Annotated in this window: 29 protein-coding genes and 1 pseudogene; all 30 read right to left on the bottom strand. The window is 53.5% G+C overall.

All coding sequences use genetic code 11. From position 1 onward, the window contains the following. The coding region (locus FE784_RS42665) for a hypothetical protein (RefSeq protein WP_176706397.1) at positions 1 to 256 on the bottom strand (256 nt) is incomplete at its 3' end. Between the two features lie 133 nt (positions 257 to 389). Next, positions 390 to 500 (bottom strand): annotated as a pseudogene (locus FE784_RS42660) (translation initiation factor IF-2 N-terminal domain-containing protein); the annotation flags it as partial. Positions 501 to 522: 22 nt separating this feature from the next. After that, a complete protein-coding gene (locus tag FE784_RS21355; protein ID WP_139604265.1) occupies positions 523 to 855 on the bottom strand; it encodes a L7Ae/L30e/S12e/Gadd45 family ribosomal protein in 333 nt (110 codons plus the stop codon). Continuing rightward, a complete protein-coding gene (gene rnpM, locus FE784_RS21350; protein WP_139604264.1) occupies positions 839 to 1,156 on the bottom strand; it encodes an RNase P modulator RnpM in 318 nt (105 codons plus the stop codon). The genes FE784_RS21355 and rnpM overlap by 17 nt, the downstream gene beginning before the upstream one ends. Before the next feature lie 65 nt (positions 1,157 to 1,221). Further along, positions 1,222 to 2,319, bottom strand: a complete 1,098-nt coding sequence (gene nusA / locus FE784_RS21345) for a transcription termination factor NusA (RefSeq protein WP_139604263.1) — start codon at positions 2,317 to 2,319, stop codon at positions 1,222 to 1,224. A gap of 35 nt (positions 2,320 to 2,354) precedes the next feature. Continuing rightward, positions 2,355 to 2,813, bottom strand: coding sequence for a ribosome maturation factor RimP (gene rimP, locus FE784_RS21340; RefSeq protein ID WP_139604262.1), 459 nt, complete (start codon positions 2,811 to 2,813; stop codon positions 2,355 to 2,357). A gap of 163 nt (positions 2,814 to 2,976) precedes the next feature. Beyond that, positions 2,977 to 3,468: a CBO0543 family protein gene (locus tag FE784_RS21335; protein WP_139604261.1), complete on the bottom strand. Its 492-nt coding sequence runs from the start codon at positions 3,466 to 3,468 to the stop codon at positions 2,977 to 2,979. Next, positions 3,465 to 3,959 (bottom strand): CBO0543 family protein, encoded by a 495-nt coding sequence (locus tag FE784_RS21330; RefSeq protein WP_281287138.1) that lies wholly within the window; start codon positions 3,957 to 3,959, stop codon positions 3,465 to 3,467. The genes FE784_RS21335 and FE784_RS21330 overlap by 4 nt, the downstream gene beginning before the upstream one ends. A gap of 138 nt (positions 3,960 to 4,097) precedes the next feature. Further along, the gene (locus FE784_RS21325; RefSeq protein ID WP_139604259.1) at positions 4,098 to 8,411 is read right to left on the bottom strand and encodes a PolC-type DNA polymerase III; all 4,314 of its coding nucleotides are present in this window, start codon (positions 8,409 to 8,411) and stop codon (positions 4,098 to 4,100) included. 133 nt (positions 8,412 to 8,544) lie between these two features. Then, positions 8,545 to 9,993, bottom strand: coding sequence for a proline--tRNA ligase (gene proS / locus FE784_RS21320; protein ID WP_139604258.1), 1,449 nt, complete (start codon positions 9,991 to 9,993; stop codon positions 8,545 to 8,547). Between the two features lie 173 nt (positions 9,994 to 10,166). Beyond that, positions 10,167 to 11,426, bottom strand: coding sequence for an RIP metalloprotease RseP (rseP, locus tag FE784_RS21315; protein ID WP_139604257.1), 1,260 nt, complete (start codon positions 11,424 to 11,426; stop codon positions 10,167 to 10,169). A 141-nt stretch (positions 11,427 to 11,567) separates the two neighbouring features. Then, a complete protein-coding gene (locus FE784_RS21310) occupies positions 11,568 to 12,713 on the bottom strand; it encodes a 1-deoxy-D-xylulose-5-phosphate reductoisomerase (RefSeq protein WP_139604256.1) in 1,146 nt (381 codons plus the stop codon). 30 nt (positions 12,714 to 12,743) lie between these two features. Then, entirely contained in the window at positions 12,744 to 13,538 is a 795-nt protein-coding gene (locus tag FE784_RS21305; protein WP_139604255.1) for a phosphatidate cytidylyltransferase, read from the bottom strand. Positions 13,539 to 13,563: 25 nt separating this feature from the next. Continuing rightward, positions 13,564 to 14,328, bottom strand: coding sequence for an undecaprenyl pyrophosphate synthase (locus FE784_RS21300; protein ID WP_139604254.1), 765 nt, complete (start codon positions 14,326 to 14,328; stop codon positions 13,564 to 13,566). A 73-nt stretch (positions 14,329 to 14,401) separates the two neighbouring features. Next, entirely contained in the window at positions 14,402 to 14,956 is a 555-nt protein-coding gene (frr, locus tag FE784_RS21295) for a ribosome recycling factor (RefSeq protein WP_139604253.1), read from the bottom strand. Continuing rightward, positions 14,956 to 15,684 carry a UMP kinase gene (gene pyrH, locus FE784_RS21290; RefSeq protein WP_139604252.1) on the bottom strand — a complete coding sequence of 243 codons (729 nt, stop codon included), beginning with the start codon at positions 15,682 to 15,684 and terminating at the stop codon, positions 14,956 to 14,958. The genes frr and pyrH overlap by 1 nt, the downstream gene beginning before the upstream one ends. 119 nt (positions 15,685 to 15,803) lie before the next feature. Then, the gene (gene tsf / locus FE784_RS21285) at positions 15,804 to 16,454 is read right to left on the bottom strand and encodes a translation elongation factor Ts (protein WP_139604251.1); all 651 of its coding nucleotides are present in this window, start codon (positions 16,452 to 16,454) and stop codon (positions 15,804 to 15,806) included. A gap of 132 nt (positions 16,455 to 16,586) precedes the next feature. Further along, a complete protein-coding gene (rpsB, locus tag FE784_RS21280; protein ID WP_139604250.1) occupies positions 16,587 to 17,285 on the bottom strand; it encodes a 30S ribosomal protein S2 in 699 nt (232 codons plus the stop codon). A 280-nt stretch (positions 17,286 to 17,565) separates the two neighbouring features. Beyond that, the gene (locus tag FE784_RS21275; RefSeq protein ID WP_139604249.1) at positions 17,566 to 17,775 is read right to left on the bottom strand and encodes a hypothetical protein; all 210 of its coding nucleotides are present in this window, start codon (positions 17,773 to 17,775) and stop codon (positions 17,566 to 17,568) included. A gap of 103 nt (positions 17,776 to 17,878) precedes the next feature. Then, positions 17,879 to 18,406 (bottom strand): endolytic transglycosylase MltG, encoded by a 528-nt coding sequence (locus FE784_RS21270; protein ID WP_139604248.1) that lies wholly within the window; start codon positions 18,404 to 18,406, stop codon positions 17,879 to 17,881. After that, positions 18,399 to 19,016, bottom strand: a complete 618-nt coding sequence (locus tag FE784_RS21265) for a hypothetical protein (RefSeq protein WP_139604247.1) — start codon at positions 19,014 to 19,016, stop codon at positions 18,399 to 18,401. Before FE784_RS21265 ends, FE784_RS21270 begins: the two co-directional genes overlap by 8 nt. A 40-nt stretch (positions 19,017 to 19,056) precedes the next feature. Then, positions 19,057 to 19,386, bottom strand: coding sequence for a hypothetical protein (locus tag FE784_RS21260; protein WP_139604246.1), 330 nt, complete (start codon positions 19,384 to 19,386; stop codon positions 19,057 to 19,059). Between the two features lie 75 nt (positions 19,387 to 19,461). Then, positions 19,462 to 20,868 carry a flagellar assembly protein A gene (locus tag FE784_RS21255; protein ID WP_139604245.1) on the bottom strand — a complete coding sequence of 469 codons (1,407 nt, stop codon included), beginning with the start codon at positions 20,866 to 20,868 and terminating at the stop codon, positions 19,462 to 19,464. Between the two features lie 26 nt (positions 20,869 to 20,894). After that, entirely contained in the window at positions 20,895 to 21,680 is a 786-nt protein-coding gene (locus FE784_RS21250; protein WP_139604244.1) for a FliA/WhiG family RNA polymerase sigma factor, read from the bottom strand. Between the two features lie 16 nt (positions 21,681 to 21,696). After that, positions 21,697 to 22,104: a hypothetical protein gene (locus FE784_RS21245; protein WP_139604243.1), complete on the bottom strand. Its 408-nt coding sequence runs from the start codon at positions 22,102 to 22,104 to the stop codon at positions 21,697 to 21,699. Positions 22,105 to 22,106: 2 nt separating this feature from the next. Further along, entirely contained in the window at positions 22,107 to 22,601 is a 495-nt protein-coding gene (locus FE784_RS21240; RefSeq protein WP_139604242.1) for a chemotaxis protein CheD, read from the bottom strand. Continuing rightward, the gene (locus tag FE784_RS21235; protein ID WP_139604268.1) at positions 22,598 to 23,218 is read right to left on the bottom strand and encodes a chemotaxis protein CheC; all 621 of its coding nucleotides are present in this window, start codon (positions 23,216 to 23,218) and stop codon (positions 22,598 to 22,600) included. The genes FE784_RS21240 and FE784_RS21235 overlap by 4 nt, the downstream gene beginning before the upstream one ends. A 2-nt stretch (positions 23,219 to 23,220) precedes the next feature. Further along, complete coding sequence (locus FE784_RS21230) at positions 23,221 to 23,682, bottom strand: chemotaxis protein CheW (RefSeq protein ID WP_139604241.1); 462 nt, start codon at positions 23,680 to 23,682, stop codon at positions 23,221 to 23,223. Positions 23,683 to 23,697: 15 nt separating this feature from the next. Next, the gene (locus tag FE784_RS21225; RefSeq protein ID WP_139604240.1) at positions 23,698 to 25,746 is read right to left on the bottom strand and encodes a chemotaxis protein CheA; all 2,049 of its coding nucleotides are present in this window, start codon (positions 25,744 to 25,746) and stop codon (positions 23,698 to 23,700) included. Between the two features lie 18 nt (positions 25,747 to 25,764). Continuing rightward, positions 25,765 to 26,868: a protein-glutamate methylesterase/protein-glutamine glutaminase gene (locus FE784_RS21220; RefSeq protein ID WP_139604239.1), complete on the bottom strand. Its 1,104-nt coding sequence runs from the start codon at positions 26,866 to 26,868 to the stop codon at positions 25,765 to 25,767. Between the last annotated feature and the right edge of the window lie 11 nt (positions 26,869 to 26,879).

The raw sequence follows: 26,879 nt of genomic DNA, 5'->3' as shown, positions 1-26,879 counted from the left end.
TGCCCGCCTTGACCGCTTCCTTGCGGACGGTTCCCTTGATATGGCGGACGGTTGTTGTCATACCGGCGTTGTCCGTCTCCTCCTTGACCGCCTTGCGGACGTTCGACGCGCTCTCCGCCTTGTGGGCGTTCGCCACGATCGCCTTGCGGGCGCTCTCCGCGGTCTCCGCCTTGCGGACGTTCGACGCGATCCCCGCCTTGAGGACGTTCGCCGCGATCTCCGCCCTGAGGACGTTCGCCGCGATTGTCCTGTCCACCGGCACTCGGTCTAGGTGCAGGCTTGCTTCCTTGCGTATTCGAGGCTGCGCCAGTCGCGCTGCCTTCGCCAGCTGCCCGTTTCGCTGCTGCATTTGCTTTTACGTCACGGAAAAACTTTTCCACTTTATCAACCGCCTCATTTTCCATAACGCTCATATGGTTGTTTACCGGAACACTCAATCTTTTTAGAATCGTTATAATTTCCTTGCTGCTCATATTTAAAGATTTTGCATATTCATACACCCGCAATTTATCTTTGTCCTGATTACTCAATAGGTTCCACCTCCGGGGGTTTTACGAGACACGGCTTGATCAGCTGTGCCAATCCTGAATCCAGTACGGCCACAAGCACCCGCGCTTCCTTTCCGATCGCGGCCCCGAGTTCGTACCGGCTGAAATTTTCCGACAGAGCGACATTGTAATGCTGGCATTTATCCAGAAACTTTTTGCGGGTATTGTCGGAAGCGTCTTCCGACATCACGACCAGGCGAGCCTGTCCCGACCGGATTGCTTTGAGGACGCCTTCTTCACCGAATGCCAGCTTCCCCGCCCGCATGGCGAGTCCCAGATACGACAACGCTTTATTCGGCTTGCTCATCGGGTTTTCCGCAGCTTACCGATTTGAATTTATCCTGCACGGCCAAGAAAGACTGTTCGAGCTTGTCGTGCTGCTCCGGAGTTAGGCTCACCTTGAGAGCTCGCTCGAACGCTTTCGTTTTTCTCGCTTTCTTGAATGCTTCCGCATCCCCGCATATATAAGCGCCGCGCCCGTTCTTCTTGCCTGACGGATCGAGCTCGACTTCGCCTTCCGGCGTACGGACGACCCGCAGCATTTCCCGCTTCGACAGCGTCTTTTGACAAACGATACATTTGCGCTGCGGTACTTTTCTTACTTTCACGGCGATCCCCACCTGAAACAATGTAGTCGGCCCGGCAATATGACTCTGCTTCCCCCAAAGGAGAACTAGTCGATACTGACCGAGTCCTGAGGCAGTTCCTCTCCGGATGAGCGCGGTCTCCCAAGCTCTTGCTCGGCCTGCGATTCGCTCTTGATATCGATTTTCCAGCCGGTCAGCTTTGCGGCAAGGCGCGCGTTTTGCCCTTTGATGCCGATCGCAAGCGACAATTGATAATCCGGAACGATGACGCGTGCCATTTTCTCCGACTCGAATACATTTACTTCCAGCACTTTGGAAGGACTGAGCGCGTTGGCCACATACTCCTCGACACTCTCCGACCAACGTACGATATCGATTTTCTCCCCGCGCAGCTCGCCCACGATCGTTTGCACCCGGGTGCCCTTCGGTCCGACGCAGGAGCCTACCGGATCGACCTCGGCGTTGCGCGAATGGACCGCTATTTTCGAACGGAATCCGGCTTCCCTCGCTACGGAGCGTATTTCCACGACGCCGTCGTAAATTTCCGGCACTTCCAGCTCGAACAGACGCTTCAACAATCCGGGATGCGTTCGGGAGAGAATGATCTGAGGACCTTTCGTCGTGTTCTCCACCTTCGTAATATACGCCTTGATCCGGTCCTGGTGCTTGAACTTCTCGCCCTGCATGAGCTCGCTGAGCGGGAGAACGGCCTCCACCTTGCCGAGGTCCAAGTAAATGTTGCGCAAATCTTGACGCTGCACCGTGCCGGTCACGATATCTTCCTCGCGGTCGATAAACGCGTTGTATATCAGTCCGCGCTCCGCCTCCCGGATTCGCTGGGTGACGACCTGCTTTGCCGTTTGGGCGGCAATCCGGCCGAAGTCGCGGGGGGTCACTTCGATCTCCACGATGTCGTTCATCTGAAAGTTCGGATTGATTTCCCGGGCCGCATGCTGCGATATTTCCAGTCTGGGGTCGAGCACGTCGTCCACGACCGTCTTACGGGCATACACTTTGATAAGTCCGGTATGACGGTTGATGTCCACCCTCACGTTTTGCGCCGTGTTGAAATTGCGTTTATAGCTCGATATGAGGGCGGCTTCGATCGCATCGATCAAAACATCCTTCGCTATCCCTTTTTCCCGCTCGATATCCGACAACGCTTCGATAAATTCCATGTTCATGGTTTGGGAACTCCCCCTTTCAAGACTAAAAACGGCTAGAATAAAATGGCAAGTCGCGCGCTAGCGATTTTGCCGGCCGGAATCTCCGTAGTTTTTTTGGCGCTTTGAACGACAACAACCTCTTCATTATAGTCTAGCAGCCGTCCCTCGAATTCTTTCGCGCCGTCTACCGGTTCGTATGTCGTGACGAACACGTTCTTGCCCACGGCACGGACGTAGTCCTGCGGCTTCTTGAGCGGGCGTTCCGCACCGGGAGAAGACACTTCCAGAAAGTACGCTGTCGGGATCGGATCCTTCTCGTCCAGCCGATCGCTCAGAAACTCGCTGATCCGTCCGCAATCATCGATGTCGATTCCGCCCTCTTTATCTACAAAGACGCGAAGGAACCAGTTGCTGCCCTCCTTCACGTACTCGATGTCCACCAGCTCGAACCCTTCCCGCTCCAGAAAGGAAGCAAGCATTTCCTCCACGGCCGTTTTGATTTGTTGCGCCATGGTCGACCTCCTCTGCTACGTTTGCCGGGTAGCTTCCGATATGTGCGATAAAACGTAAAGAGTGGGTTTCCCCACTCTCCTGTCGCAACGTTCTATCCATCATCCTCATTATTGCCAAAAATGATTATACCATAACAGTTGTTTCCTTTCAACCGATTTCGCCTCATTTCTCTTGCAGGGTCGCGGGTTCTCCCCGTTTCTTGAAAAACCAAACGCAAAACAGACGGGAGCTCAAAAACGTCGCGAAAAGCGAGCACCAGGTCCAATACCACGTCCAATCCAAATAGTCGATCAGCTTGGTATACTTTTCGATCAACAATTCGACGGTTGTCATCCCCGTGCAGTATGCGCAGAAATAAGCCAGCTGTATGAGAATGCTCCGCTTCGACGGGTAGTGGGCGTTAAATACGGCGCATATCGCCGGATAAGCCAAAAATTCGAACGTCATGCTCGTCCGGTTGACGGAAGCCAATTCGCGGACCGGATATTCAAGCAAGCCGAACTCGACTACGACCAATCCCAATATCCAAGTAATCATCTGCTTGAACAAAAAAGCGGTATGGGCAATCCGAGCCCGCTCCTTCGGAATCGCGAAGAGAAGCAGTATAAGCGAAATCACCCATACGACGTACAAAATGATCCATTCGAGCTTCATGGCGGCATCCTCCTCTCCGAGCGCATCGCCGACGACTTGAAAAACCAGCGGGTATACACATTGGAGACCGCGAAAATGAGCGCGATGTCGAGGGCGCTCCAATACCAGGCATATCGACCGTATTCCAGCAGATCGGTATAATTCGACAGCAGCCCGTCGAGCATGGCTAACCCGAACGCCCATATCAGCAAGTACAACCCTCGCATTAATCGCGTACGCCGGGGTTCGAATATGAAATAGAGCGCGCAGCAAAGCGGATAAAAGAAAAATTCGGTCGTTACGCCCAAATCCGTCGCTCTCGGAAATTCCCGGACCGGAAACGCGATCCACCCCAATCGGACCTCCAGCAGAGCGCCAATCCATGAAAAAGCTTGGCACATTAAAAAAGCGATCCACCCTTCCCGGCGCTTATCCGCGGGGATCAAGAGGCAAGCCGTTAACCCGACCGCCCAAATCGATATCAGAACGAATCTTTCGAAAGAAAGCGCCATGGACTTCCCTTTCCGTATTCGGCAAGTTTTTCCCATCAGTTTTCCCTTGATATACCGGTCCGATTCGCTTGCTCGGAGAGAAATTTCACAACAAAAAACAGCCTCCGAAGAGGCTGTCGCTGCTTGCATGGCGGATTACTAAAATAAAGAGAGCTGATTCGATTCCGGAAGGCCGCGGAAGCAGCCCATGCCGCCGAGTATTTCTACGATTGTTTTCGTCGCTTTCGCTTTCGATTGGAAATCTTCGATCGACAAAAACGAACCTACTTCGCAAGCGGCCGCTATATTTCGCGCCGCGTTTTCGCCGACGCCCTGTATCGCGGAAAATGGCGGAATTAGCGATTTTTCGTCGATCTTGAAGCGAGTCGCATCGGAACGATACAGATCGATGCCTTTGAACGAGAAGCCGCGGGCCGTCATCTCGAGCGCCATTTCCAAAACGGATACCATCGCCTTTTCCTTTGGCGCCGCTTGAAACCCTTTGGCCTCGATTTCGATCAGCTTCGCTTTGATCGCCTCGTAGCCTTGACAGCACAGCTCGATATCGAAATCCTCCGAAGCCCGCACCGAGAAGTAAGTGGCATAGAAAGCGATCGGATGATACAGCTTGAAGTAGGCGGTGCGAACAGCGGAAATGACGTAAGCCGCGGCATGCGCCTTCGGGAACATATACTCGATTTTCAGACACGAGTCGATGTACCATTTCGGCACCTTGCAGTTTTTCATTTCTTCGATCCACTCGTCCGTAAGTCCTCTTCCTTTACGCACGCTTTCGGTTATTTTGAAAGCAAGCCCCGCGTCCATCCCGGCCTTGTAAATCAAATACAGCATAATGTCGTCGCGGCAGCCGATAACCGTTTTAATATTGCACGTGTTGTTCTTGATCAGCTCCTGCGCGTTCCCGAGCCATACGCCGGTTCCGTGGGAAAGCCCGGATATTTGCAGCAAATCGGCAAACGACGAAGGCTGCGTCTCCTGAAGCATTTGCCGGACGAACTTCGTTCCCATCTCCGGCACGCCGTAGGTCGCTACCGGGGAACGGATCTGCTCCGGCGTAACGCCCAGAGCGTCGGTCGAGCTGAATAAGCTCATCACTTTCGTATCGTTCATCGGAAGCGTCGTCGGATCGATCCCCGTCAAATCCTGCAGCATCCGCATCATCGTCGGATCGTCGTGTCCGAGTATATCGAGCTTGAGCAGGTTATCCTCGAAAGCATGGTAATCGAAATGCGTAGTCTTCCATTCCGCTTTCGTGTCGTCCGCCGGGTACTGCACCGGCGTCACGTCTTCCACCTCGATATATTCCGGAACGACCACGATGCCGCCCGGATGCTGCCCGGTGCTGCGTTTCACGCCGGTACAGCCCTGGGCCAGCCGGAGCACCTCAGCCGTGCGCCACTTCCTCCCGTGCTCTTCCTCGTACTTTTTCACATAGCCGAACGCCGTTTTCTCCGCGATCGTACCGATGGTGCCCGCCCGGAACACGCTTTTCTCGCCGAACATCACCTTCGTGAAATTGTGCGCTTCAGGCTGATATTCGCCCGAGAAGTTCAAATCGATATCGGGAACTTTATCGCCCTTGAAGCCGAGGAACGTTTCGAACGGAATGTCCTGACCTTCGCCCTTCAGCTTCGCCCCGCATTGCGGACAATCTTTCTCCGGGAGATCGAAGCCGCTCGGAACGCTTCCGTCGAGAAACCATTCGCTGTGCTTGCAAGATCTGCACGTGTAATGCGGCGGAAGCGGATTAACCTCCGATATGCCGAGAAACGTGGCGACGACGGACGAGCCTACGGAACCCCGCGAGCCTACCAAATAACCGTCCTCGTTCGACTTTTTCACGAGACGCGCCGAGATGAGATAGTTCGCCGAGAAGCCGTAGTTGATAATCGGCTTCAGCTCCTTCTCCAGCCGCGCCACGACAACCTCGGGAATTTCCTCTCCGTAAAGATCCTTCGCCGTCTGGTAGCACGTGTTGCGGATTTCCTCCTCCGCCCCGTCGATAATCGGCGTGAACAGATCCTTGGGGAACAAGTCGTATTGCTCGATCAGATCGGCGAATAAATTGGTGTTCGTGACGACTGCCTCGTATGCCTTCTGCTCGCCCAAGTGCGCGAATTCTTCCAGCATTTCGCGTGTCGTCCTGAAATGGACGTCCGGCTTCTTCATATCCTTTAACGGGCTGAAGCCGGTAATGCCGTGAATCGTAATGTCGCGGTGAATCTTTTCCCGCGGATGCAAATAGTGGACGTTGCCGGTGGCGATTACCCATTTGCCTTGCTTCTCGGCAATTTGTACGATTCGCCGGTTCGCTTCCTCGAGCTCGAGCCTGCTTCCGACTAGTCCCTTGTCGACCAAATGCATGTTCACCGGAATAGGCTGCACTTCCAGCACATCGTAAAACTCGGCAACCTGCTCGGCTTCTTCTACCGACTTGTTAAGAACAGCCTCGTAAAACTCGCCCTTCTCGCAGCCGGACGAAATAAGCAGCCCTTCCCGTAGCTCGATCAGCTTGCTCCTCGGGATGCAGGGAACTCTCTTGAAGTATTCGGTATGCGATAGCGAAACGAGCTTGAACAAGTTCTTTTTGCCGACCACGTTTTTCGCATAGATACAGCAGTGAAACGGACGCGTATTGGATAAATCTTTGCCGACCTCGTCGTTCAGCTCGCGAAGCGTCGTTTTTCCGCGATCCGCGGCGTCTTTCAGCATATGGAACAGCACTTGCCCAAGCGCAGCGGAGTCATCGACCGCGCGGTGATGATTGTCCAGCCCGACCTTGAATTTGTCGGACAACGTGTTCAGCCGATGGTTTTTCATCGTCGGATACTGGATGCGGGCAAGCTCCAACGTATCGAGCACCGGATTCGTCGGCACGGGCAGCCCCAGCCGTTTGCAGAATTCCTGGATAAAACCGATATCGAATCTGGCATTGTGGGCTACGAGCACGGCGTCGCCGACGAATTCGATAAACTTCGGCAGCACATCCTCCAGCTCGGGGGCTCCTACGACCATATCGTCCGTAATGTGCGTAAGCTGGCTGATATGATAAGGTATTTTTTCATGGGGATTGACGAATGTTTCGAATTTGTCGACGACTTTGCCGTCCTGCATTTTGACGCCGGCCAATTCGATGATCTTGTTATTGATAACCGAAAGACCGGTCGTTTCGATATCGAATACGATATAGGTCGCCTCCGCCAACAGCTCGTCCGTCTCGTTTATCACGACCGGTACGGAATCGTTGACCACGTTCGCTTCCATTCCGTATATCATTTTGATGCCGTGCTTCTTGGCCGCCTTGTTCGCCTCGGGGTATGCTTGCACGTTGCCGTGATCCGTTATGGCGATCGCCTTGTGGCCCCACTTGGCCGCAGTCTTGACATACACGTCGATCGGAGTTACGGCGTCCATCGTGCTGAGCGTAGAATGCAGATGAAGCTCGACGCGTTTCTCTTCAGCATCGTCTTTGCGCTCCGGCGGCGCGACAACCTCGGTGAGATCGCTCGGAATCATGACGAGCTCGGGCACCATCATGAAACGGTCGTATTCGACCTTGCCGCGTGCGCGGATCCATTTGCCGTCGGCCAGCAGATTCAATATTTTCAAGTCTTCTTTGTTGCGGGCGAACGCCTTCATCATGAGCGAATCGGAGAAATCGGTCAGCTTGAACTCGAACAGCGTGTTGCCGTTTTTCAGCTCTTTTTTGTCCAATCCGAAGATGAGACCTTGCACGGTCACTTTCTTCTCTTCCTCCAGCACATCCTTGAGCGGAACAGGCGGTTCCTTGATGTCGTAGCCGATCATCAGCTTCAGTTCACCCTCGGGCACATCCGGCGTCTCCGCCTCCTGATCGACCGATGTCATAATTTCCTGGATAACCGTTCGCTCTTCCTCGACGACGCGCTGCGCAAACTTCTCGAACTCCGCATTGCTGCTCTCGCTGACGGCAAGCCTGACATTATACTTTCGGTTGAAGTTCTCGTCAAAGAAGCGCTGGACCCAGCCGTCTACGTTTCTCTTCCGGGCCATTTCCAGGCCGATCCCATCGAGCATCCGCAGCGTCACGGTGCCGCCCGCCGCTACTTCGTATTTCGCTTTGCTCATCCACCCGTTTACGGATGTCGCTTCGCGCTGCACCCATTCCAGGAATAAGCCCCAGTACGTTTCTATGAGGGCATGATCGCTAACCTCTTCTGCATAGTTCAATACGATACCGATTTTGGATATATGCGCAAACTTGTCCTGAACGTTCTTATAGAACGACCGGTATATATCAAGCGGTACCAATGTCGATTTGTCAATGAAAAAAGTCCACTCCCGATTGCTCCGGCTGCACTCCACCCGCTCGATGTGCCCGTCGGCAAAATACGCTTCGACGACGTTGTTCGGCACGGCCGCCTGCGTTAGCAAAAGCTCGAACCGTTTCCTTCTGTCCGCCGTTTGGCTCATCCGGTTCCCCCCAATCCATCTTGCATTTGCGATATTCCCAGATTGCTAGAGTTGCGGCAAAAAAACGACCCCAAAAAGCGAAGTTAAGCTCGGCGGCTTATCCTGATCCCTTCTTGGGGTTCAAATGGGACGATTAGTAAGACTTTCCGAAGACGACCGTATGCTCGGCCTTCGAGCCGCATACGACGCAAGCCGACTTGCGCTCGGCGGGCTCGAACGGAATATTCCGGCTCGTAGCGCCGGTCTCTTCTTTTACCTGCTTTTCGCATGCTTCGGAGCCGCACCACCCGGTGAGCACGAACCCCCGCTGGGCGTCCAGGAAGCTTTTCATTTCATCGATCGTGTCGACGATTTTGAAATTGCTCTCGAGGAACGATTTGGCGTTGCTGTACATCGTTTGATGCACGTCGTCCAGCATCTTCCGCACTTCTTCGACGATGGCGTCAAGCTTTACGGGCCGCTTCTCGCCCGATACGCGGGACACGAGCACGGCTTGTCCGTTCTCCATATCCCGTGGCCCGAATTCGATGCGAACCGGTACCCCGCGCATTTCATACTCGTTGAATTTCCAGCCCGGGCTTTGATCCGGATTGTCGTCGATCTTGACCCGGATGCCCGCGCGTTTGAGCTCGAAAAACATTTCTTCGGCGCGCGGTACGACTTGGTCGCGGGTTTTCGGAGGACCGATCGGGATTACGACCGCTTGGGTCGGCGCTACCTTCGGCGGAAGGGCAAGTCCGCGATCGTCTCCATGCACCATGATCAGTGCGCCGATCAGACGGGTGCTTACGCCCCACGACGTCGTATGGACGAACTGCTGCTGATTGTCTCTGTCCAAATATTTGATATCGAACGCCTGCGCAAAATTGGTGCCCAAATAGTGGGACGTTCCCGCTTGAACCGCTTTGCCGTCCTTCATCATCGCCTCGATCGAATACGTATCGACCGCGCCGGCGAACTTCTCGGAAGGCGTCTTCTGTCCCATTATAACCGGAATGGCCAAGAAATTCTCGGCAAAATCGCGGTATACTTCGAGCATTTGCATCGTTTCCTTGCGGGCATCCGCCTCGTCCTCATGAGCCGTATGTCCTTCCTGCCACAAAAATTCCGTCGTGCGCAAGAAAGGCAGCGTGCGCTTCTCCCAACGGACAACGTTCGCCCACTGGTTGATCAATACGGGCAAATCGCGGTACGAGTTGATCCAATTGGAGTACATATGGCCGATCATCGTTTCCGACGTCGGACGAATCGCAAGACGCTCCTCCAGCTTCTCGCCTCCGGCTTCGGTTACCCAAGGCAGCTCGGGATTAAAGCCTTCGACATGCTCCTTTTCTTTCTGGAAAAAGCTTTCCGGAATAAAAAGAGGGAAGTAGGCGTTGCGGTGCCCGGTTTCCTTGAATCTGCGGTCAAGCTCCCGCTGAATATGCTCCCAAATCTCGTAGCCGTCCGGACGCAGCACCACGCAACCGCGCACCGGAGAATAGCTCATCAACTCCGCCTTGCTGATGGCATCTATGTACCAACGGGAAAAATCCTCGCTTTGAGGCGTAATTTCCTTAACAAACTGCTTTTCCTTGGACATAACGAATCCCCCAAAAGTGACGTATTTCTTCGTAGCTTATTCCGGGTACTTTCGGGGGAGCCCCCAAAAACACAGATCCCCCAAAAGTGACGTACTTCTTCGTAAGGCTCCCGAATATTGTCGCACAAACCGCAGACAGGACACAAGTCGCTTGTGTCCTGCCCGATAGAGCGTCAGCCTTTGATCAAGCGCAAAATGTCGTTATACGTGACGGCAATCATCAGCAGCATCAGCATCGCGAAGCCGACGAAATGCACCATGCTCTCGCGCCCCGGATCGACCGGTCTGCCTCTAACCGCTTCGAATGCGAGAAACACGAGCCTGCTGCCGTCCAGCGCCGGGAAGGGTAGCAGATTGAATATCCCCAAATACAGGCTCATGATGGCCGCCCAAAACGTATATTGAGGCAATCCCGCGCTTGCGTGCTCGCCCGTCACTTCCACGATACGGACCGGTCCGCCCAAGTCGTCCAGCTTGAAATTGCCGAGAATGAGCGTCTTGAAGCCGATCAGAATCTGCTTGGTCGCTTCGACCATATTGGTCCAGCCGCCCGAGAACGCCTCGCCGATCTTCGTGTTCCGTTTGTCCGAGGTCAACCTCACTCCGACTAACGCGACGTCTTCCTTAATCTCCGGCGTAACCTGGATCTGCATTTCCTTGCCGCCGCGTTGGATCGTCCAGTCCATTTTCTTGCTGGCCGAGGCGCGGATCAGTCCAGTCAGATCGCTGGGATTGTCGCCTATCGGCTGGCCGTTCACCCGGCTAATAATATCTCCGCCCTGCAAACCAGCCTTCTGCGCCGGCGAATCCGGCTCTACGCGATCGATCTTGACATTCACGGGCATCCCCGCCAAAAACAGGACGGTTACGAATAGAACGAACGCCAATATGAAATTCATAAACGGTCCGGCGAATATGGACAGCGCCCGCTGACCTACCGTTTTGCTGCCGAACTGCCGGTCCCATGGAGCGATCTGCGTTTCTTTCGACTTCGCGATCATGTACGCTTGCGGATGAACCGCATAAGTCAGCTTCTCGCCGTCCACATCGAGCGAGACCGATAATTCCCGTTCCAAATCGATCCGATCCACCGAGCCCTGCACGACATTCGTCCGTTGATCGAGCTGATCCAAATAGATGCGGTTGACCCGGCCCTGCTCAATAGATACGGCAATCGTCTGTCCCGGCTGGATCTGGACGATTTCCGGATCTTCCCCGGCCATCCGGACGAATCCGCCGATCGGGAGCAGCCGCAGCGTATAGCGGGTTTCCCCGCGAATAAACGAAAACAATTTCGGCCCGAAGCCGATAGCAAATTCGCGAACGAGAATGCCTGCCCGCTTCGCGAAATAATAATGTCCCCATTCGTGAATCGTGACGAGCACGAAAAACAGGAGCACGATTTGAAATATAACCTGAGGTGACAAAAGCATCTTCCTCCCGCGGCGCCAGCCGTTAGACTTCCAGCTTGTACTAAGATTAACATTATTCTTTACTATAATACAAGCTTGCCGCAAGGATCAGAACCTTAAGCTTGAAATCCGGAATATGTCCGTCGGCTTTCTTCGGAAATGTCATTTCCCGTATTGAGCGGCAACCCGCCGAGCCCAGCCGTCGGCTTCTTCGATCTGTTCCAGGGTAGGCACAGCCGCTGCCTCATGACGGCCAATCGCCGATTCGATGACGTCCTCGATGTCAAGAAAACCGATATCGCCCGCCACGAATCTCGATACGGCCACCTCATTCGCGGCATTAAAGACGGCCGTCATCGTGCCGCCTACTTTTCCGCAATCGAATGCCATCCGCAAACACGGAAAACGGTCGAAATCCATTTTGCGGAAATGAAGCTTCCCAAGCTCGGTCAAATCGAGGGAATGCACAGGAGAGACGAGCCGTTCGGGGTATGTAAGCGCATACTGGATCGGAACTCTCATATCCGGCAGTCCCATTTGCGCGATCATGCTCCTGTCGTCGAATTCGACGAACGAATGGATAATGCTCTCCGGATGAATGACGACATCGATCCGGTCGTACGGAAGCTCGAACAGCCAATGCGCTTCGATCACCTCCAGGCCCTTGTTGACCATCGTAGCCGAATCGATCGTTATTTTCGCTCCCATGGACCAGTTGGGATGGGCAAGCGCTTCTTTGACCGTAACGTCCTTCAGCTCTTCCCGGGTCCTGTCGCGAAACGATCCGCCCGATGCCGTCAGTACGATTTTGCGCAATGAAGATAACGATTCTCCGTTCAAGCATTGAAAGATGGCGGAATGCTCGCTGTCGACCGGCAGCAGCTTGACATTATTTCGTTTCGCCGCAGCGGAAACGAGGTGCCCTCCGCTGACCAGCGTCTCTTTGTTGGCCAGTCCGATATGTTTTCCTGCCTCAATCGCGGCAAGCGTCGGCTTTAGGCCCTGGCTGCCAACGATAGCGGTTACGACTATGTCGGCGTCGTTGTTCGCGGCGGTTTCGATCAATCCTTGCTCGCCATGCAACACGACTGTTCCCGACGGCAGATGCACTTTGATTTTATCCGCCAATTCCTTCGAAGCGACGGAAACCTGCTTGGGACGAAAACGGTTCGCCTGTTCGATCAGCAGCTCCCAGTTTTGCCCTGCCGTCAACGCCTCTACCTGAAAGCGATCGGGGTAGCGGGATATGACGTCCAACGTTTGCGTTCCGACGGATCCGGTACTGCCCAATAAGGAAACTCGTTTCAAATCGATTCCACCCCAATGAGAGAAGCCGGATTATTGCGGGATCAAGGACAGCAATTGGATGAACGGAAAAACGATCAGCCAGCTGTCGCAGCGGTCCAAGACGCCGCCGTGTCCCGGCAAAATGGTACCGGTATCTTTGATTTTACGGATCCGTTTATAAGCGGACTGAATTAAATCGCCCGATTGTCCTACTATCGCGATTACGATGCCAAGGCCGATTGCCCTGCTCCAGGATAGCAGCTCCGGCGCGTAGAAGGAGAAGCAAAGCGCAACGATGACCGACGCTCCAATACCGCCCAGCGCGCCCTCCACCGTTTTCTTCGGACTGATCGCCGGCCATAGCGGCCGTTTGCCGAACGCCCGTCCGCCAAAATACGCACCCGAATCGGTCGCCCAAATACATCCGAACGTCATTAATGTCCAATACGTTCCATGGACGCCTAGCCGGGTAGAGATCATGTAATGAAACCCTATGCCGATATATACGATGCCCAGAAACACGAGGGCCGCTTGATCGATCGTCACTTTGTTTTTGGAAATGACCGTCATCGCGAACAGCAAAAACAGGGCAAGCCAGATGGCCGATTCTCGCGGAATCGAGCTCCACTCGGGATAGCTTTCCCAAGGAAATGCAATATAGAGCGTAAACAAAAAACCGATCAGGGCGGTCAAACGCACGGGCGGATGACCGTTCATCCGGGTATATTCGTAATAACCTACGGCTGCCAGAGCCATAATCAAGGCGGCATAGTACAAGCCGCCCAATATGAGAAACAATATAAATCCGGCACCTGCTACGACTGCAGTCACGATACGTTGTTTCAAGCGATTTCCTCCGTCCGGGTCCGTGTTACAAGCCGCCGTATCTTCTCGCCCGGCGCTGGTATTCGCACACCGCCTGAACCAGATGCCGTTCCGTAAACTCCGGCCAATAAATATCCGTAAACCACAGCTCGGAATATGCCATTTGCCAAAGCAAAAAATTACTGATGCGAATTTCACCGCTTGTCCGAATGATCAAGTCGGGATCCGGCAGCGATTGCGTTAGCAGCCGGCTGGATATGAGCGCCTCGGAAATATCTTCTTTATTCAGCTCGCCGAGCCGTACTTGCTCGGCTATGTCGCGGACGGCGTTAACGATTTCGTTGCGGCTGCCGTAGTTTAACGCGAAATTCAGAATAAGGCCATTGTTGTGCTTCGTTCGTTCGATTGCCGCCTCGACCGCATCCAACGTGTGGGCGGGCAAACCTTCCTTCCAACCGGTCATACGGACTTGAACGTTTTTCTCGACAAGCTCGTCCAGCTCCAACGCCAAAAACTCTTGGGGCAGCTTCATCAGAAATTCGACTTCGTCCCGCGGCCGTTTCCAGTTTTCCGTGGAGAAGGCATACAAGGTCAATACCTTGACGCCCATATCGTCCGCACTTATCGTAGCCCGTTTGACCGCCTTCATTCCGGCATGATGTCCGGCGATGCGCGGAAGTCCGCGCCGCTTGGCCCATCTTCCGTTCCCGTCCATGATGATCGCGATATGCTCCGGTATGCGATCCGGATTAAGCTCGACGATCTCCTCCGGACTCCGCTCGGATCGAGTCCGTTTGAAAAGATGGAACATGATCTATTCCCCACCCTCATTCGAAGCGAACACAAAAATCCCCCTTCAAAATCGGGGGGCCGATTTGCCGCTGTCACACTTCCATTATTTCTTTTTCTTTACCTGCCAGCACTTTATCGATCTCGGCAATATATTTGTCGGTCGATTTCTGGATGTCTTCCTGATGACGACGGGATTCGTCCTCGGAAATGCTCGACTTCTCCAGCTTTTTGATATCATCGTTGGCATCGCGGCGAATGTTGCGGATGGCCACTTTCGCTTCCTCGCCATATTTTTTCGTCATTTTCACGAGCTCGCCCCGGCGCTCTTCCGTCAACGGCGGAATGCTGAGCCGAATGGCGCCACCGTCGTTCGACGGCGTCAATCCGAGCTCCGATTTCAGAATCGCTTTCTCGATCGCGCCGATGGAAGACTTGTCCCACGGTTGAATCATAATCGTGCGGGAATCGGGCGTGTTAATGTTTGCAAGCTGGTTCACGGGAGTCATGGAGCCGTAGTACTCGACTTGCACGCGATCTAGCAGCGCCGGAGTCGCACGACCCGCACGGAGGCTGGCGAGCTCCTTTTTCAACGAGCCGATCGCCTTTTCCATCCGATCTTCCGCACTTTTCTTAATGGATTGCGGCATTATTCTGCACTTCCTTTCACGATCGTTCCGATTTTCTCGCCCATTACGGCGCGTTTAATGTTTCCGCGTTCCGTAATCGAAAATACGAGCAGCGGGATATTGTTGTCCATGCATAGCGAGGATGCCGTCGAATCCATGACACCCAAGTTTTTGTTGAGCATTTCCATGTATGTCAGCGTCTCGAATTTGATGGCGTCCGCATCTTTGAACGGATCCGCGCTGTATACGCCATCCACCTTGTTTTTGGCCATAAGGATGACTTCCGCTTCGATCTCGGCCGCACGCAATGCCGCCGTCGTATCGGTGGAGAAGTATGGATTGCCTGTACCGGCTGCGAATATGACGACGCGACCTTTCTCGAGATGGCGAATCGCTCTGCGGCGAATATAAGGCTCGGCAACCTGCTGCATCGTAATGGATGTCTGTACCCTTGTCGGCACTTCGATCTGCTCGAGCGCGTCCTGCAGGGCCAACGAGTTCATCACGGTCGCAAGCATTCCCATGTAGTCCGCCGTGGCACGGTCGATCCCTTTCGCGCTTCCGGCGATGCCTCTCCAGATGTTGCCGCCTCCTACGACGATCGCGATTTCGATTTGCAAATCGTGAATGTCTTTGACTTGCGCGGCTATTTCCGAAATCATCTTGGAGTCGATGCCGTACCCTTGCTGGCCCGCCAACGCTTCCCCGCTTAACTTCAACACCACTCGTTTATATTTCGGTCGTTCCAATATGGTCTCCTCCTATGCTCGTTCCGCTAAAAAAGAAGGAACACCGCGTGTTCCTCGTATCGGGCAATTATGGGACAACCAATACCTGAGCTATCGGTATTGGTTGTCCGCGAACGACCTTATTGTTTGACTTGCGACATAACTTCTTCTACGAAATTGTCCTGCTTTTTCTCCAAACCTTCGCCAAGCTCGTAACGAACGAAACGGCGGATCGAAATTTTTTCCCCGATCGTAGCTACTTTTTCATTGAGCAGAGCGTTGATCGTTTTGTCTTGATCTTTGATGTACGCTTGCTCGAGCAAGCAATAATCTTCGTAATATTTGGCGAGACGGCCTTCTACCATTTTGTCGACGATATGTGCCGGTTTGCCTTCGTTCAGAGCTTGATTCCGCAAAATTTCGCGCTCTTTGTCAAGAGCCTCTTGCGGTACTTCTTCGCGGGCGACGTACAGCGGGTTGGTTGCCGCGATTTGCATCGCGATATCGCGAACGAACTCGCGGAACGAATCCGTTTTGCCTACGAAGTCGGTTTCGCAGTTTACTTCAACGAGCACGCCGATCCGTCCGCCGGCGTGGATGTAAGACTCTACTACGCCTTCGGTTGCGATGCGATCGCCTTTTTTCGCTGCAGCCGCCAACCCTTTTTCACGGAGAATTTCCGATGCTTTCGTCAAATCGCCGTTTGCTTCTTCCAACGCTTTTTTGCAATCGAGCATCCCTGCTCCGGTTTTTTCGCGCAATTCCTTTACTGCTTGTGCAGATACTGCCATACCGTCCAGACCTCCTTAAATGTATGCCCCGATAAGGAACGTTACCTTGCATGATTAAGCATTCTCTTTAAAAAAAGGGCGGCAAGAGGTTATATAACCTTCAAACCACCCTTTTGTCGTCAACCGTGCTTGTTACGCTGTCGTTTGCTCGCCTTGATGAGCTTCTACGACCGCATCGGCGATTTTGCCCGTCAACAGCTTCACGGCGCGAATCGCGTCGTCGTTGCCCGGAATCACGTAGTCGATCTCGTCCGGATCGCAGTTCGTGTCGACGATACCGACGATCGGAATACCCAGCTTGCGTGCTTCCGCAACCGCGATGCGTTCTTTGCGCGGGTCGATGACGAAGAGTGCGCTCGGCAATGCTTTCATATGTTTAATGCCGCCCAAGAACTTCTCGAGGCGTTCCATTTCTTTGCGGAGCAAAATGACTTCTTTTTTCGGGAGCAGATCGAACGTTCCGTCGCTTTCCATGCGATCCAGCTCGTGCAGGCGGTTAACCCGCTTTTGGATCGTTTGGAAGTTGGTCAGCGTACCGCCCAACCAGCGTTGGTTGATATAGTACATGCCGCAACGCTCTGCTTCTTCTTTGACGGAGTCTTGAGCTTGTTTTTTCGTTCCTACGAAGAGGATCGTGCCGTTTTGGTCGGCGACCGATTTAACGAAGTTGTAAGCTTCCTCGACTTTTTTGACCGTCTTTTGCAGGTCGATAATATAAATTCCGTTTCTTTCGGTGAAGATGTAACGATCCATTTTCGGGTTCCAGCGACGAGTTTGATGACCGAAGTGTACCCCAGCTTCGAGAAGCTGCTTCATGGAGATTACTGCCATCTTCACACACCTCCTTAAAATTGGTTTTTTTGGTTTCCTCCGCCGTTCGCATCTTCCGATGAGACTCCGTCCCTGTCGGGTTCCCGAAAAGTAGGACTCTTGGGCTTTCCGGAGCACCTTCAGCGGAATTGAATGGCGTGCGTGGTTTAACACCGTCAATTACTATACCATAACTGAAATGCGCTTTGCAACACAGTTTGCACGTTTCGACAGCATGGATCGAATACCGATCCGATGAAAGGCGTACTCGTTATCCAGTAGCCTCCCATTCCGGCCTGGGCTATCGGCCGTTTCTCCCTCTGGCATCGTCCGCTTCCGTTATTTGCACGCGCTCCACATTTTTAAGGTTGATCAGATCTCCTTGCTTGCCGAACCAGCCGTCGCGGTTCTGGGTAATGCTCATCGACACCTGCGTGAACGTGTCGGCTTGTACCTCCATGCTGTGCGTACCTCCGCCCATGAAAAAGAACTGTACGACGTATTTGGCCATCGCGATCGCCTCCTTTAGAAGCCGTTTCCGTTTATAAAGCATAAATCCCCCTTGATGAAGGGGGAACGAGCGGGTCCGATTAGGCACTGAAGCATCGGTCAAACTATTGAATCGTGATTTGCGCAATAATATCGTCCACGGTAGGTTGATCCTCGAACGAATACGAGCCGGCCCTGATACGCGTTGTCAGCTTCTTCTGGTACAGCGATGCAACAAGACCGCTCGTATCCGGCAGAAGATTGGCCTTGACGAACATGTCCGCAACCTGGGAAGCGTCCATCCGCTCGGAAATGTAGACGGTGCGCACCGTTTTGGCAGCAGGCTGCGAAGTACTTGCGCCCTGCACGGTAGGTGACGCCGTCTGCTTGGCGATTTTGTTCCGTTCTTCTTCGGCCGCCTTTTGCTTCAAGGTTTCGATATCCTTGTCCGAATAGATCGTCTGCGCCTTCGGAACGATTTTGTAATTCAGCTTGTCCGCCTGTGCCTGAAGCTGCTCCAATGCGGAAGCGGATTGCCCCGCATCCAACGTGCGCCCTTCCATCTCGTCCACCTTGAACATCAGCTGCAGCAATACCGCGCCTGCGATAAGACCGAGACCCAGCCCGTACAAAAAAAATTTGTTCTTAAACACGAGCCTGATCCTCCTGTTTCGCAAGCTGAATGATCAGCATCACTTCGCCCTTGTTCATCTCCAGCTTTTTGGCGATATATTCCGTCGATTTCCCTTGGTCGTACAGGTGAAATACGTTCGCATACCTTTCCCGGATGTTCATCGGTCCTCGTTCCGGTTGGCTGGAATGCGAGTCCGCCGGTAATGACGACGAAAGCTTGTCCCGCTCCGCGTCGTTCAACTCGACCATTTCCTGAACGATGGAACGCGAAGCCGACAAAATGGGTTGGCGCAACGATTCTTCCTTCAGCGATGGCAGGTCGTCCCTGCGCTTTTGCTCGGCCCGGATGAGCAAAGAAAGCTGATCGTTGACCGCGCGGTTTTGCTGCTCCAATGCTTCGATCCGCCCCTGCAGCTTAGAGGTATGGATGTCGTGCTCTTTCTTCATGTCGGATACGAGCCCGAGGAATTGCCGGTTTTCTTCTTCCAGCTCGGCTGAAAATTGTTCCATCGTATCCTCGATCTCTTTGATCACGTTCGTTTGCTTGGATGGCTGTTCCCGTTTCGGAACGAACTTCGCGTATACAACCAGGACAAGCCCTAACAAAACGATGTAAAGCCAAGGTTCCACGGTACTCATCCTTTATCTGAGTTGGGATTGTGTAGCGACGTTACAGAGAAAAATCTATATGTTGGCCTTTGTAAGGATGACCGGACTTGGCCGAACCGGACGTCTCGCCGGCGCCGCCCTGCGTTTTACCCTTCTTCCGCTCTTTCTTGCCTTGGTCGCCCTTCCCCGCCTGCCGTTCGTCCCGAACAACGGGTCCGTCAGGTTCGTCGATTTTCGTGCTTTGCTTGAGCTCTCTTTCTTTTTGCAGCATCATCTTGGCGGCTAATGCCTCTTGGTCGTAAACCGGCTTTTGCATCAAATGGTTTTGCGCATGACCGATTTCGCTTGTGCGAGGAATGGCGATTTGCATTTCAACCGATCTGAAACTCATGCCCTTCACCCCTATCCGATTGTGCATGCAAGAAGAACGATAACTATAATGCATTGGGAAAACTTCCCAATGACACTATACATTCGGAAGCATGGCGATGTCGCCTTCGGAATATACGAAATGGACCCTCGGAGAAGCGTCTTTTACAAAACGCGTATACCGGCCGATTACGATCTTGGTCCCGCCGTAAATGACGGATATGACCTCAACTTTGGCGCGATCGGTGTCTTCGAGCGTTTTTTCAATTTCCAATATACGTTCTTTGAATCCGGCTTGTTCTTCCAACGATTGTTTTTTCGTATGCGTCAGCTTGATTCGCATCGCGAGCTTCTCGGAGGACAAAGCTCCGGCCGCGGCCAGCTGATCAAGCAATACGAGCGCCTTATCCGTCTTGTCCAAGCCTTCCTGAACTTGCCTTAGCTGCTGACGAAGAGCGGTGAGCTCATTGCGAAGCTCGGGCAAGACGCCAACCTCGATCGCCGTCGGGGTGGACATCGTATTGCCGATCGTACGGGCGATTACTTTCTCGCCGGCTTGCACCGCACCGCCTACGATCAAACCTTTCGGACCGGTGCACATGACCGATTGGCCCGCCCGTACCTGGGAATGCAAAATGCTTTGCGACACGAGTACGTCTTGCCCGGCCTCGATCGTTGCGTCCTGGATGAAGGAGCTTTTCACGTTGACGCCCGCCCGAATGACGGCTTTATTGTGACCGAGTACGCCGGCGCTGATCTCGATCGAGCCCAACGCTTCGACTTCCGCCCCTTCGACGCCTCCCGTAATGCGAATATCGCCGGCCGCCTTCACTTTAAAGCCGGAGATGACATTCCCCCGGATGACGACCGTTCCCAGAAAATCGATATTTCCGATTTTGTAGTCGACATCGCCGTTCACCTCATAGACGGGGAAAACGTTTATTTTCTCGTTGTCGGTTTTGACGACCATACCGTCAATCGCGGCATAAAGCGCTTTCTGCTCGCCGTCGGCCACTACGTTTTTGCCGATTTTTAAGCGCGCTTCTTTCCCTTTGCGTCCGGGAATGACCTCGCCGGTGACCGTCTTTCCAGGAGCCCCGTCCTTCGCGGGAAGACGCTCCGCTATGAGCTGTCCTTTGCGGACATTGGTCAGCCGGGTAACTTCCTTAAAGTCGACAGTACCGTCCTCGAGCTCTGTCGGCTTCTTCATATGCGCATCCCTATCGTACAGGTTTCGAATCTCTCCGTCGATGCCGTCGCCGGGGAGGTCCCCGACCGCGACTACGGTTTTCGTCTGGATAAACGGTTTCGGCTCGCGGATGATCTGCTGGATCGTATCTTGTTGTATTCCGTGTCGCACGTTATTTTTATGAAGAAACGCGATGATGTCGTTAACCGTATAGGTGAAAGAGTCCGGAATCGTAACAATTTGGATGGAGGCTGAACATTTGTCCTCGGCCAGGCTCACACTCATGTAGTGCTCCAAAGGCAATTCATTGGACAAGCCGATCCCCCCTTCTTCACTTCCAGTTATTGCTGCATCAATTGATTTTTCCATCTGCCGAGCGATCCCCGGAGCCGCAATATCGCTTTCGAATGCAGCTGCGAAATGCGGGAGGGAGACAATGACATTACCTCCGCTATTTCGCTTAAAGACAGCTCCTCGTAATAAAACAGCGAGACGACGGTGCGTTCTTTCTCCGTAAGCTTGTCGATCGCTTTGGCCAACGATTCTTTCAGGAAAAAGTCGTTGACCTGGCTTTCCGGATTTTTCGCTTTTTCATCCACCATGAGCGATAGGCGCGTTTCCGACTCTTCTTCCTTGATCGGATCGTCGAACGAGCATACCGTAGTGACCGAAATCTCCTGCAGCATCTGTTGAAATTCCTTCTCGCTCACGTTCAAGTAATCGCTTATCTCGGAGTCGGTGACGGAACGCAAATAGTGCTGCTCCAGCAACTGATAAGCTTCCTCGATTTTTTTGGCCTTTTCCCTGACCGAACGGGGCACCCAATCGCCCTGCCGCAAGCCGTCGATCATCGCGCCGCGAATGCGCCAGGACGCATACGTTTCGAACTGGAGCCCTCGCTCGTAATCGAATTTCTCGATCGCATCGATCAGCCCCATTATACCATAACTGGATATATCGTCCCTAGAAACGTTTTTGGGCAACCCGATCAGAAGTCGGCCGACCACGTAATCGACCAGCGGCAAATGCTGCTCGATCAACGACTGTTTCGCCGAAAGCAAACCTTCACTTTTCCATTGTTTCCAAATCTCGATATTGGACAAGGGGGATTGCTTTGGTTGAGTCATGTACTAACAGCACTCCTTACTCTTCTTTCAATTGTCGCAACGCTTGCGCCAGTTGTTCCGGATCCGCATCAGGCACCGAAGCAAGCTTCTTCGGCTGGAGCGGAACGAACGGCTCGGTCGATTCGGGACCTTTCAATTGATTTTTCAGCAAATCGTTCAATTGGTCCTGATCGTCCGGGGTCGTCTCATTAACCGCATTTCCTACATCCTCGGCAGCATGCCCGACCGGATCGGATACGCCTTTCAAACCGACAAGCGTACCGAGAATCCAGCGCAGCGCAAATACGACGGCAAACAATATCAGAAAGCTGTACGCGCTGTTCAGCAGCGCCCGGACGATGAAATTGCTTCCGACCGACATGAGGAAAGTAAGCAAAAATCCGACAGTACCAAATAGGATGTTCCAACGAATGGATCCGATCATAGTTACAGTTCCTTGACTCCTTGTTGAACGGTTCGTAAAATCAGAATGCCGTTGCCCGAGTTGAATTCGATCGTTCTGCCCATATTTCCCCCGGTATCTTCGGCAACGACCGGAATGGATAATATCTTCAATTGCACTTTGCACGATTCCACGTTACGCGGACCGATCCGCATCGTATCGCTCGTCGATTGAAAAGCGAACATTTGTGCCCCCCCGGCCATTTTGGCCACCAATCGCGGTTGAGCCGCCCCCAGCAGGATCATCCGCTTCAACAACTCGGGGATCGCCGTATCGGCGTATTTCGCAATGTTCAGATTGCCTTCTTTGGCAATCTCCGAAGAAGGCAGCATCACATGCGCCATACCGGCCACTTTCGTTTTCGGATCGTACAAAGTAACGCCGACGCAAGAGCCGAGTCCTGTCGTTTTCAAGATGCCGGTCCCTATCGCCACGTTCAAATCGGCCATTCCCACCTTAATAAAAGGATCCTGGATCATTCGAGGGGCACTCCCAGGGCGCTAAAAATTTTGTCGAACGAATCCGGATCCGGCACGAGGAAGAAATGTCCTTCCACCGCATCGTTTCCTTCAAAAAATTTCGTGTCGATAAACAACGCCCTATCCCCCATTTCCCCGTATTGAATCAATCCGTAGCTGATTACGGCGCCGAGCATGTCGATCGCAAGCGAAGGCACGGAAGGAGACATGCTCAGTTTGGTGAAATCGGCAAGCGACGACAAGTAAGAGCCTGCCAATATGTTGCCGATTTCGTTTAGAGCGGACAGCTCCATCTCCGAATAAAACTCGTCGTTCTGAATTTCGATTCCGGCCAAATGCTTCAACAGCTGCTTGGCGGATTGTTTGGTCAATATAAAAAACATATTGCCCGGAGCATCGCCGGTTACCCTTAAAAAGATCGTCAGCACGATTTGCTCGGAACCGCCCAGTACTTCGATAATCTCTTCGAACGGCAGCATATTGACGAGAGGAACTTGCATGTCCACTGGTCGATTGAGCAGTTTGGACAACGCCGTCGCCGCATTTCCCGCACCGATATTTCCTACTTCCTTTAGCACATCCAGTTGAAAATCCGCGAAGTCGTGAAAGCTCGGCATCGTCATTCCCCAAACTGCTCTAGCTGCGCGATTTCGCTCTTGTTCAATACTTCTTCCAGGTTGAGCAGAACGAGAAGCCGGTCATCGCTCAGCTTGGCCAATCCGCGCAAATATTTGGCGCGGATGCCGCCGACGATTTCCGGAGGCTGCTCGATCGCGTCGCCGTCGACATCGACGACGTCATTGGCGCTATCGACGATCATGCCGACCTCCATATCTTTCACGGCGACGATAATGATGCGCGAATTATCGGTATATTCTTCTTCCGGCAAGCCGAACCGGCCGCGCAAATCGATAACCGGAACGACGACGCCGCGCAAATTGATGACGCCTTTGACGAAGGCGAACGTTTTCGGAACGCGCGTCAACGGCTGCATCCGTTCGATCGTCCGCACCTTCTCCACCTCTACGCCATATTGTTCATGAGCAAGGGAAAACACGATCACTTTGAGCTCTTCTCCCATGATGATTACCCCCTATTATTTTATAAGTGCGTTCGTATCGATAATGAGAGCCACTTGTCCGTCGCCGAGAATCGTCGCCCCGGAAACCGCGAATAAATTCGTCAAATATTTGCCCAACGTCTTCAGTACGATTTCCTGCTGACCGATAAACTCGTCCACCATCAGTCCGACCAGCTTGTCGCCTTTCCGGACGATGACGACTTCCGTCTCCGACTCGTTCTCTTCGGAGAAGTCCGGCACCTCGAACAAGGAGCTTAGCGACAGCAGCGGGATGATGCTATTGCGGAAATCCATCATTTTATTGCCGTGCACGCGGCGAATATGCTCTTTGCGAATGACCGACGTTTCCACGATGGAGGAAAGCGGAATCGCATATTTCTCGCTGCCGAGGCGGACCAGCATGGCCGATATGATCGATAGCGTGAGAGGCAGCTGTACGGAAAACTTCGTCCCGGCACCGAGCTTGGAGGTGACCTGCACATGTCCGCCGAGCGATTCGATCTTCGTCTTGACCACGTCCAGTCCGACGCCCCGTCCGGATACGTCGGAAATTTTCTCGGCCGTACTGAAGCCTGCGGCGAACAACAGCAAATACACTTCTTCATCGGTCAACGTTTTCGCCTGTTCCGGAGTGACGACGCCTCTTTTCAGCGCGGTCGCGAGCACTTTATCCCGATTGATCCCCTTGCCGTCGTCTTCGATCTCGATGAACACGTGATTGCCGCTGTGGAACGCGCGCAAGTAGACGTTCCCGGTCTCCGGCTTGCCCGCGGCCGTACGTTCCGGCAGCGTCTCCACGCCGTGGTCGACGGAATTCCGGAGCAAATGGACGAGCGGGTCCCCTATTTCGTCGATAACGGTCCGGTCCAGCTCGGTATCCGCTCCCGCAATGACCAGATCGACCTTTTTCTCGAGATTTTTGGCCAGATCGCGCACCATTCTCGGAAACCGGTTGAATACGTTGTCGATCGGCACCATCCGCAGCTTTAGCACGATATTTTGCAAGTCGCTGCTTACCCGCGCCATATGCTCAACCGTTTCGGTCAAATCGTTCCGGCGCACTTCGCTGGCCAATTGCTCCAAGCGAACCCGGTCTATCAGCAGCTCGCTGAACAAGTTCATCAAAACGTCAAGCCGCTCGATATCGACGCGGATCGTCCGCGAAGCGACAGCCGTCCCGCCTCCGGCCGGCGCCTTGGGAGACGCCGCTTCCGCTTTCGACGCCGCAGCCGGAGCGGCCTCCTGCTGCGCTGCGCCTGCTTCGGATGAGGCTGTTGCGGCCTGGGTCTTCTGCATTTTGCGCTTCAACCCGTCCGCATCCAGCTTCTCGACGCCGACCGATTCGATCTCGCTAATATTGCCGACCTGCTTCTCCAGCTCTTCCTTGCCCGTCTCCGATACGAAATAGACCGTAAACGTTTTGTCGAACTTCTCTTTCTCGATATCTTCGACAGACGGGTTCGATTTGACGACTTCCCCGTTCTGCTCCAAATAGTTGAAAACCATATAGGCGCGAGCCGCTTTCAGCACGCATGTATCCTGCACGCTGACCTGCAGACAGTAAACTCCAAGCCCCGCTTCCAGCGACTGCATCAGTACGGAATATTGGAATTCGTCCAGCTCCGCTTCGGACGAAACGGCTGCGGCTGCCGGCTTGCTTGCGTCGGGCGTTCCTTTCTCGTAATCGCCGGAGACGATCGATTTCAGAATGGCGATAATTTCGCGGACATCCGCTTTTCCGGTTCCGCCGTTAATAATGTCCTCCACCATCGCCTCGAGCGAATCCAGGCTTTTGAATATGGCGTCGAAAATAAACGGGTTCATCGCAAGCTTGTGATTGCGGACGAGGTCCAGCACGTTTTCCATTTCGTGCGTCAGCGAGGCGAGATCTTCGAAGCCCATTGTCGCCGACATGCCTTTCAATGTATGCGCCGAACGGAAAATGCTCTGAACGATGCCGATGTCTTCCGGGCTGGCCTCCAGCTTCAGCATATTGTCGTTCAGAGCTTGCAAATGCTCCTTGGATTCGTCGATAAACATACTTAGGTATTGATTCATTTCCATCCAACAACACCCCCTGTTTTACGTTTTCGAATTGGAATCTTTCGTAACCAAATCGGTCAGCCTAGCGGCGATTTGATGTAAAGGCAGCTGATGAGTAACGCAGTTCAATTCGACGGCGGCCCTTGGCATTCCGTATACGACGCACGTTTCGCTCGATTCCGCGATCGTGGAGAGCGCGCCTGCCTGCTTTAGCGCCAGCATTCCTTTGGCGCCGTCGCTTCCCATTCCGGTCATGAGCACGATATGGCGTTTCAGCTCGCGGTACGGCAGCAGCGAATCGAACAGCATATCGACCGACGGCCGGTGACCGCTGCGGGGCTCGTCCTTCGTCAGACGGATTTTGTAGCCGGCATCGTCTTTCTTGACGATCATATGCCATCCACCGGGAGCGATATAAGCGACCCCGTTGCGCAAGCGGTCGCCGTCAGTCGCTTCCACGACTTTGATTCGGGAAGTGGCATCCAGTCGCTGGGCCAAAGATTTCGTGAAATTCGGCGGCATATGCTGGACGATCAGCACCGGCGACGGAAATCGTTCGGGCAGCGACGATATGACTTGCTGAAGAGCCCGCGGCCCTCCGGTCGAGGTACCGATCGCCACCAATCGTTCGATGCGGCCGAGCGGCGGCATTTCCGTCAATTCCTTCGATTCGGGCGCAGTCGTCGAATTTGCGGCCGGATAAGAATATAGCGGCGGTCGCGGAGAGGATGATCGCGCGACTTTCGTATGTACGGCAATCGTCAATTTATCCAGCAGCAGCGCTTTTACCTTGAACAAATCGAGCGATATGGAGCCGGAAGGCTTGCGGACGAAGTCGACGGCTCCGAGTTCCAACGCGGCTATCGTTTCCTTCGCGCCTTCCTCGGTCAAGCTGCTGAGCATGACAACCGGTACGGGCTGCTCGGCCATAATGCGTTTCAGCGCTTCCAGACCGTTCATTTCGGGCATTTCGATATCGAGCGTAACGACGTCCGGCTGCAGCCGTTTCGTTTTGTCGACGGCTTCCAAACCGTTTTTGGCCGTATCGATCACTTCAAACCTTTCGTCCTCTTGGATCATGTCGGAAATGATCTTTCGCATGAAGACGGAATCGTCGACAACCAACACCTTGTGCCTGGCCATAACACTCACCT

The organism is Paenibacillus hemerocallicola (assembly GCF_006265175.1).
In the GTDB taxonomy this organism is placed as follows: Bacteria; Bacillota; Bacilli; order Paenibacillales; family NBRC-103111; genus Paenibacillus_AB; species Paenibacillus_AB hemerocallicola.
The sequence above is the reverse complement of the archived record's forward strand: the minus strand, read 5'-3'. Positions and strand labels throughout refer to the sequence as shown.

What these genes read in the sequence shown, in the direction of transcription:
- FE784_RS21325 (WP_139604259.1), bottom strand. Translation starts at nt 8,411, where the DNA reads ATGAGCCAAACGGCGGACAGAAGGAAACGGTTCGAGCTTTTGCTAACG.
- nusA (WP_139604263.1), bottom strand. Translation starts at nt 2,319, where the DNA reads ATGAACATGGAATTTATCGAAGCGTTGTCGGATATCGAGCGGGAAAAA.
- FE784_RS21260 (WP_139604246.1), bottom strand. Translation starts at nt 19,386, where the DNA reads ATGAGTTTCAGATCGGTTGAAATGCAAATCGCCATTCCTCGCACAAGC.
- proS (WP_139604258.1), bottom strand. Translation starts at nt 9,993, where the DNA reads ATGTCCAAGGAAAAGCAGTTTGTTAAGGAAATTACGCCTCAAAGCGAG.
- FE784_RS21235 (WP_139604268.1), bottom strand. Translation starts at nt 23,218, where the DNA reads ATGCCGAGCTTTCACGACTTCGCGGATTTTCAACTGGATGTGCTAAAG.
- tsf (WP_139604251.1), bottom strand. Translation starts at nt 16,454, where the DNA reads ATGGCAGTATCTGCACAAGCAGTAAAGGAATTGCGCGAAAAAACCGGA.
- FE784_RS21330 (WP_281287138.1), bottom strand. Translation starts at nt 3,959, where the DNA reads ATGGCGCTTTCTTTCGAAAGATTCGTTCTGATATCGATTTGGGCGGTC.
- rseP (WP_139604257.1), bottom strand. Translation starts at nt 11,426, where the DNA reads ATGCTTTTGTCACCTCAGGTTATATTTCAAATCGTGCTCCTGTTTTTC.
- FE784_RS21275 (WP_139604249.1), bottom strand. Translation starts at nt 17,775, where the DNA reads ATGGCCAAATACGTCGTACAGTTCTTTTTCATGGGCGGAGGTACGCAC.
- rimP (WP_139604262.1), bottom strand. Translation starts at nt 2,813, where the DNA reads ATGGCGCAACAAATCAAAACGGCCGTGGAGGAAATGCTTGCTTCCTTT.
- FE784_RS21225 (WP_139604240.1), bottom strand. Translation starts at nt 25,746, where the DNA reads ATGGAAATGAATCAATACCTAAGTATGTTTATCGACGAATCCAAGGAG.
- FE784_RS21355 (WP_139604265.1), bottom strand. Translation starts at nt 855, where the DNA reads ATGAGCAAGCCGAATAAAGCGTTGTCGTATCTGGGACTCGCCATGCGG.
- FE784_RS21250 (WP_139604244.1), bottom strand. Translation starts at nt 21,680, where the DNA reads ATGACTCAACCAAAGCAATCCCCCTTGTCCAATATCGAGATTTGGAAA.
- FE784_RS21230 (WP_139604241.1), bottom strand. Translation starts at nt 23,682, where the DNA reads ATGGGAGAAGAGCTCAAAGTGATCGTGTTTTCCCTTGCTCATGAACAA.
- FE784_RS21335 (WP_139604261.1), bottom strand. Translation starts at nt 3,468, where the DNA reads ATGAAGCTCGAATGGATCATTTTGTACGTCGTATGGGTGATTTCGCTT.
- frr (WP_139604253.1), bottom strand. Translation starts at nt 14,956, where the DNA reads ATGCCGCAATCCATTAAGAAAAGTGCGGAAGATCGGATGGAAAAGGCG.
- FE784_RS21300 (WP_139604254.1), bottom strand. Translation starts at nt 14,328, where the DNA reads ATGTTCCATCTTTTCAAACGGACTCGATCCGAGCGGAGTCCGGAGGAG.
- FE784_RS21220 (WP_139604239.1), bottom strand. Translation starts at nt 26,868, where the DNA reads ATGGCCAGGCACAAGGTGTTGGTTGTCGACGATTCCGTCTTCATGCGA.
- FE784_RS21240 (WP_139604242.1), bottom strand. Translation starts at nt 22,601, where the DNA reads ATGATCCAGGATCCTTTTATTAAGGTGGGAATGGCCGATTTGAACGTG.
- FE784_RS21245 (WP_139604243.1), bottom strand. Translation starts at nt 22,104, where the DNA reads ATGATCGGATCCATTCGTTGGAACATCCTATTTGGTACTGTCGGATTT.
- rpsB (WP_139604250.1), bottom strand. Translation starts at nt 17,285, where the DNA reads ATGGCAGTAATCTCCATGAAGCAGCTTCTCGAAGCTGGGGTACACTTC.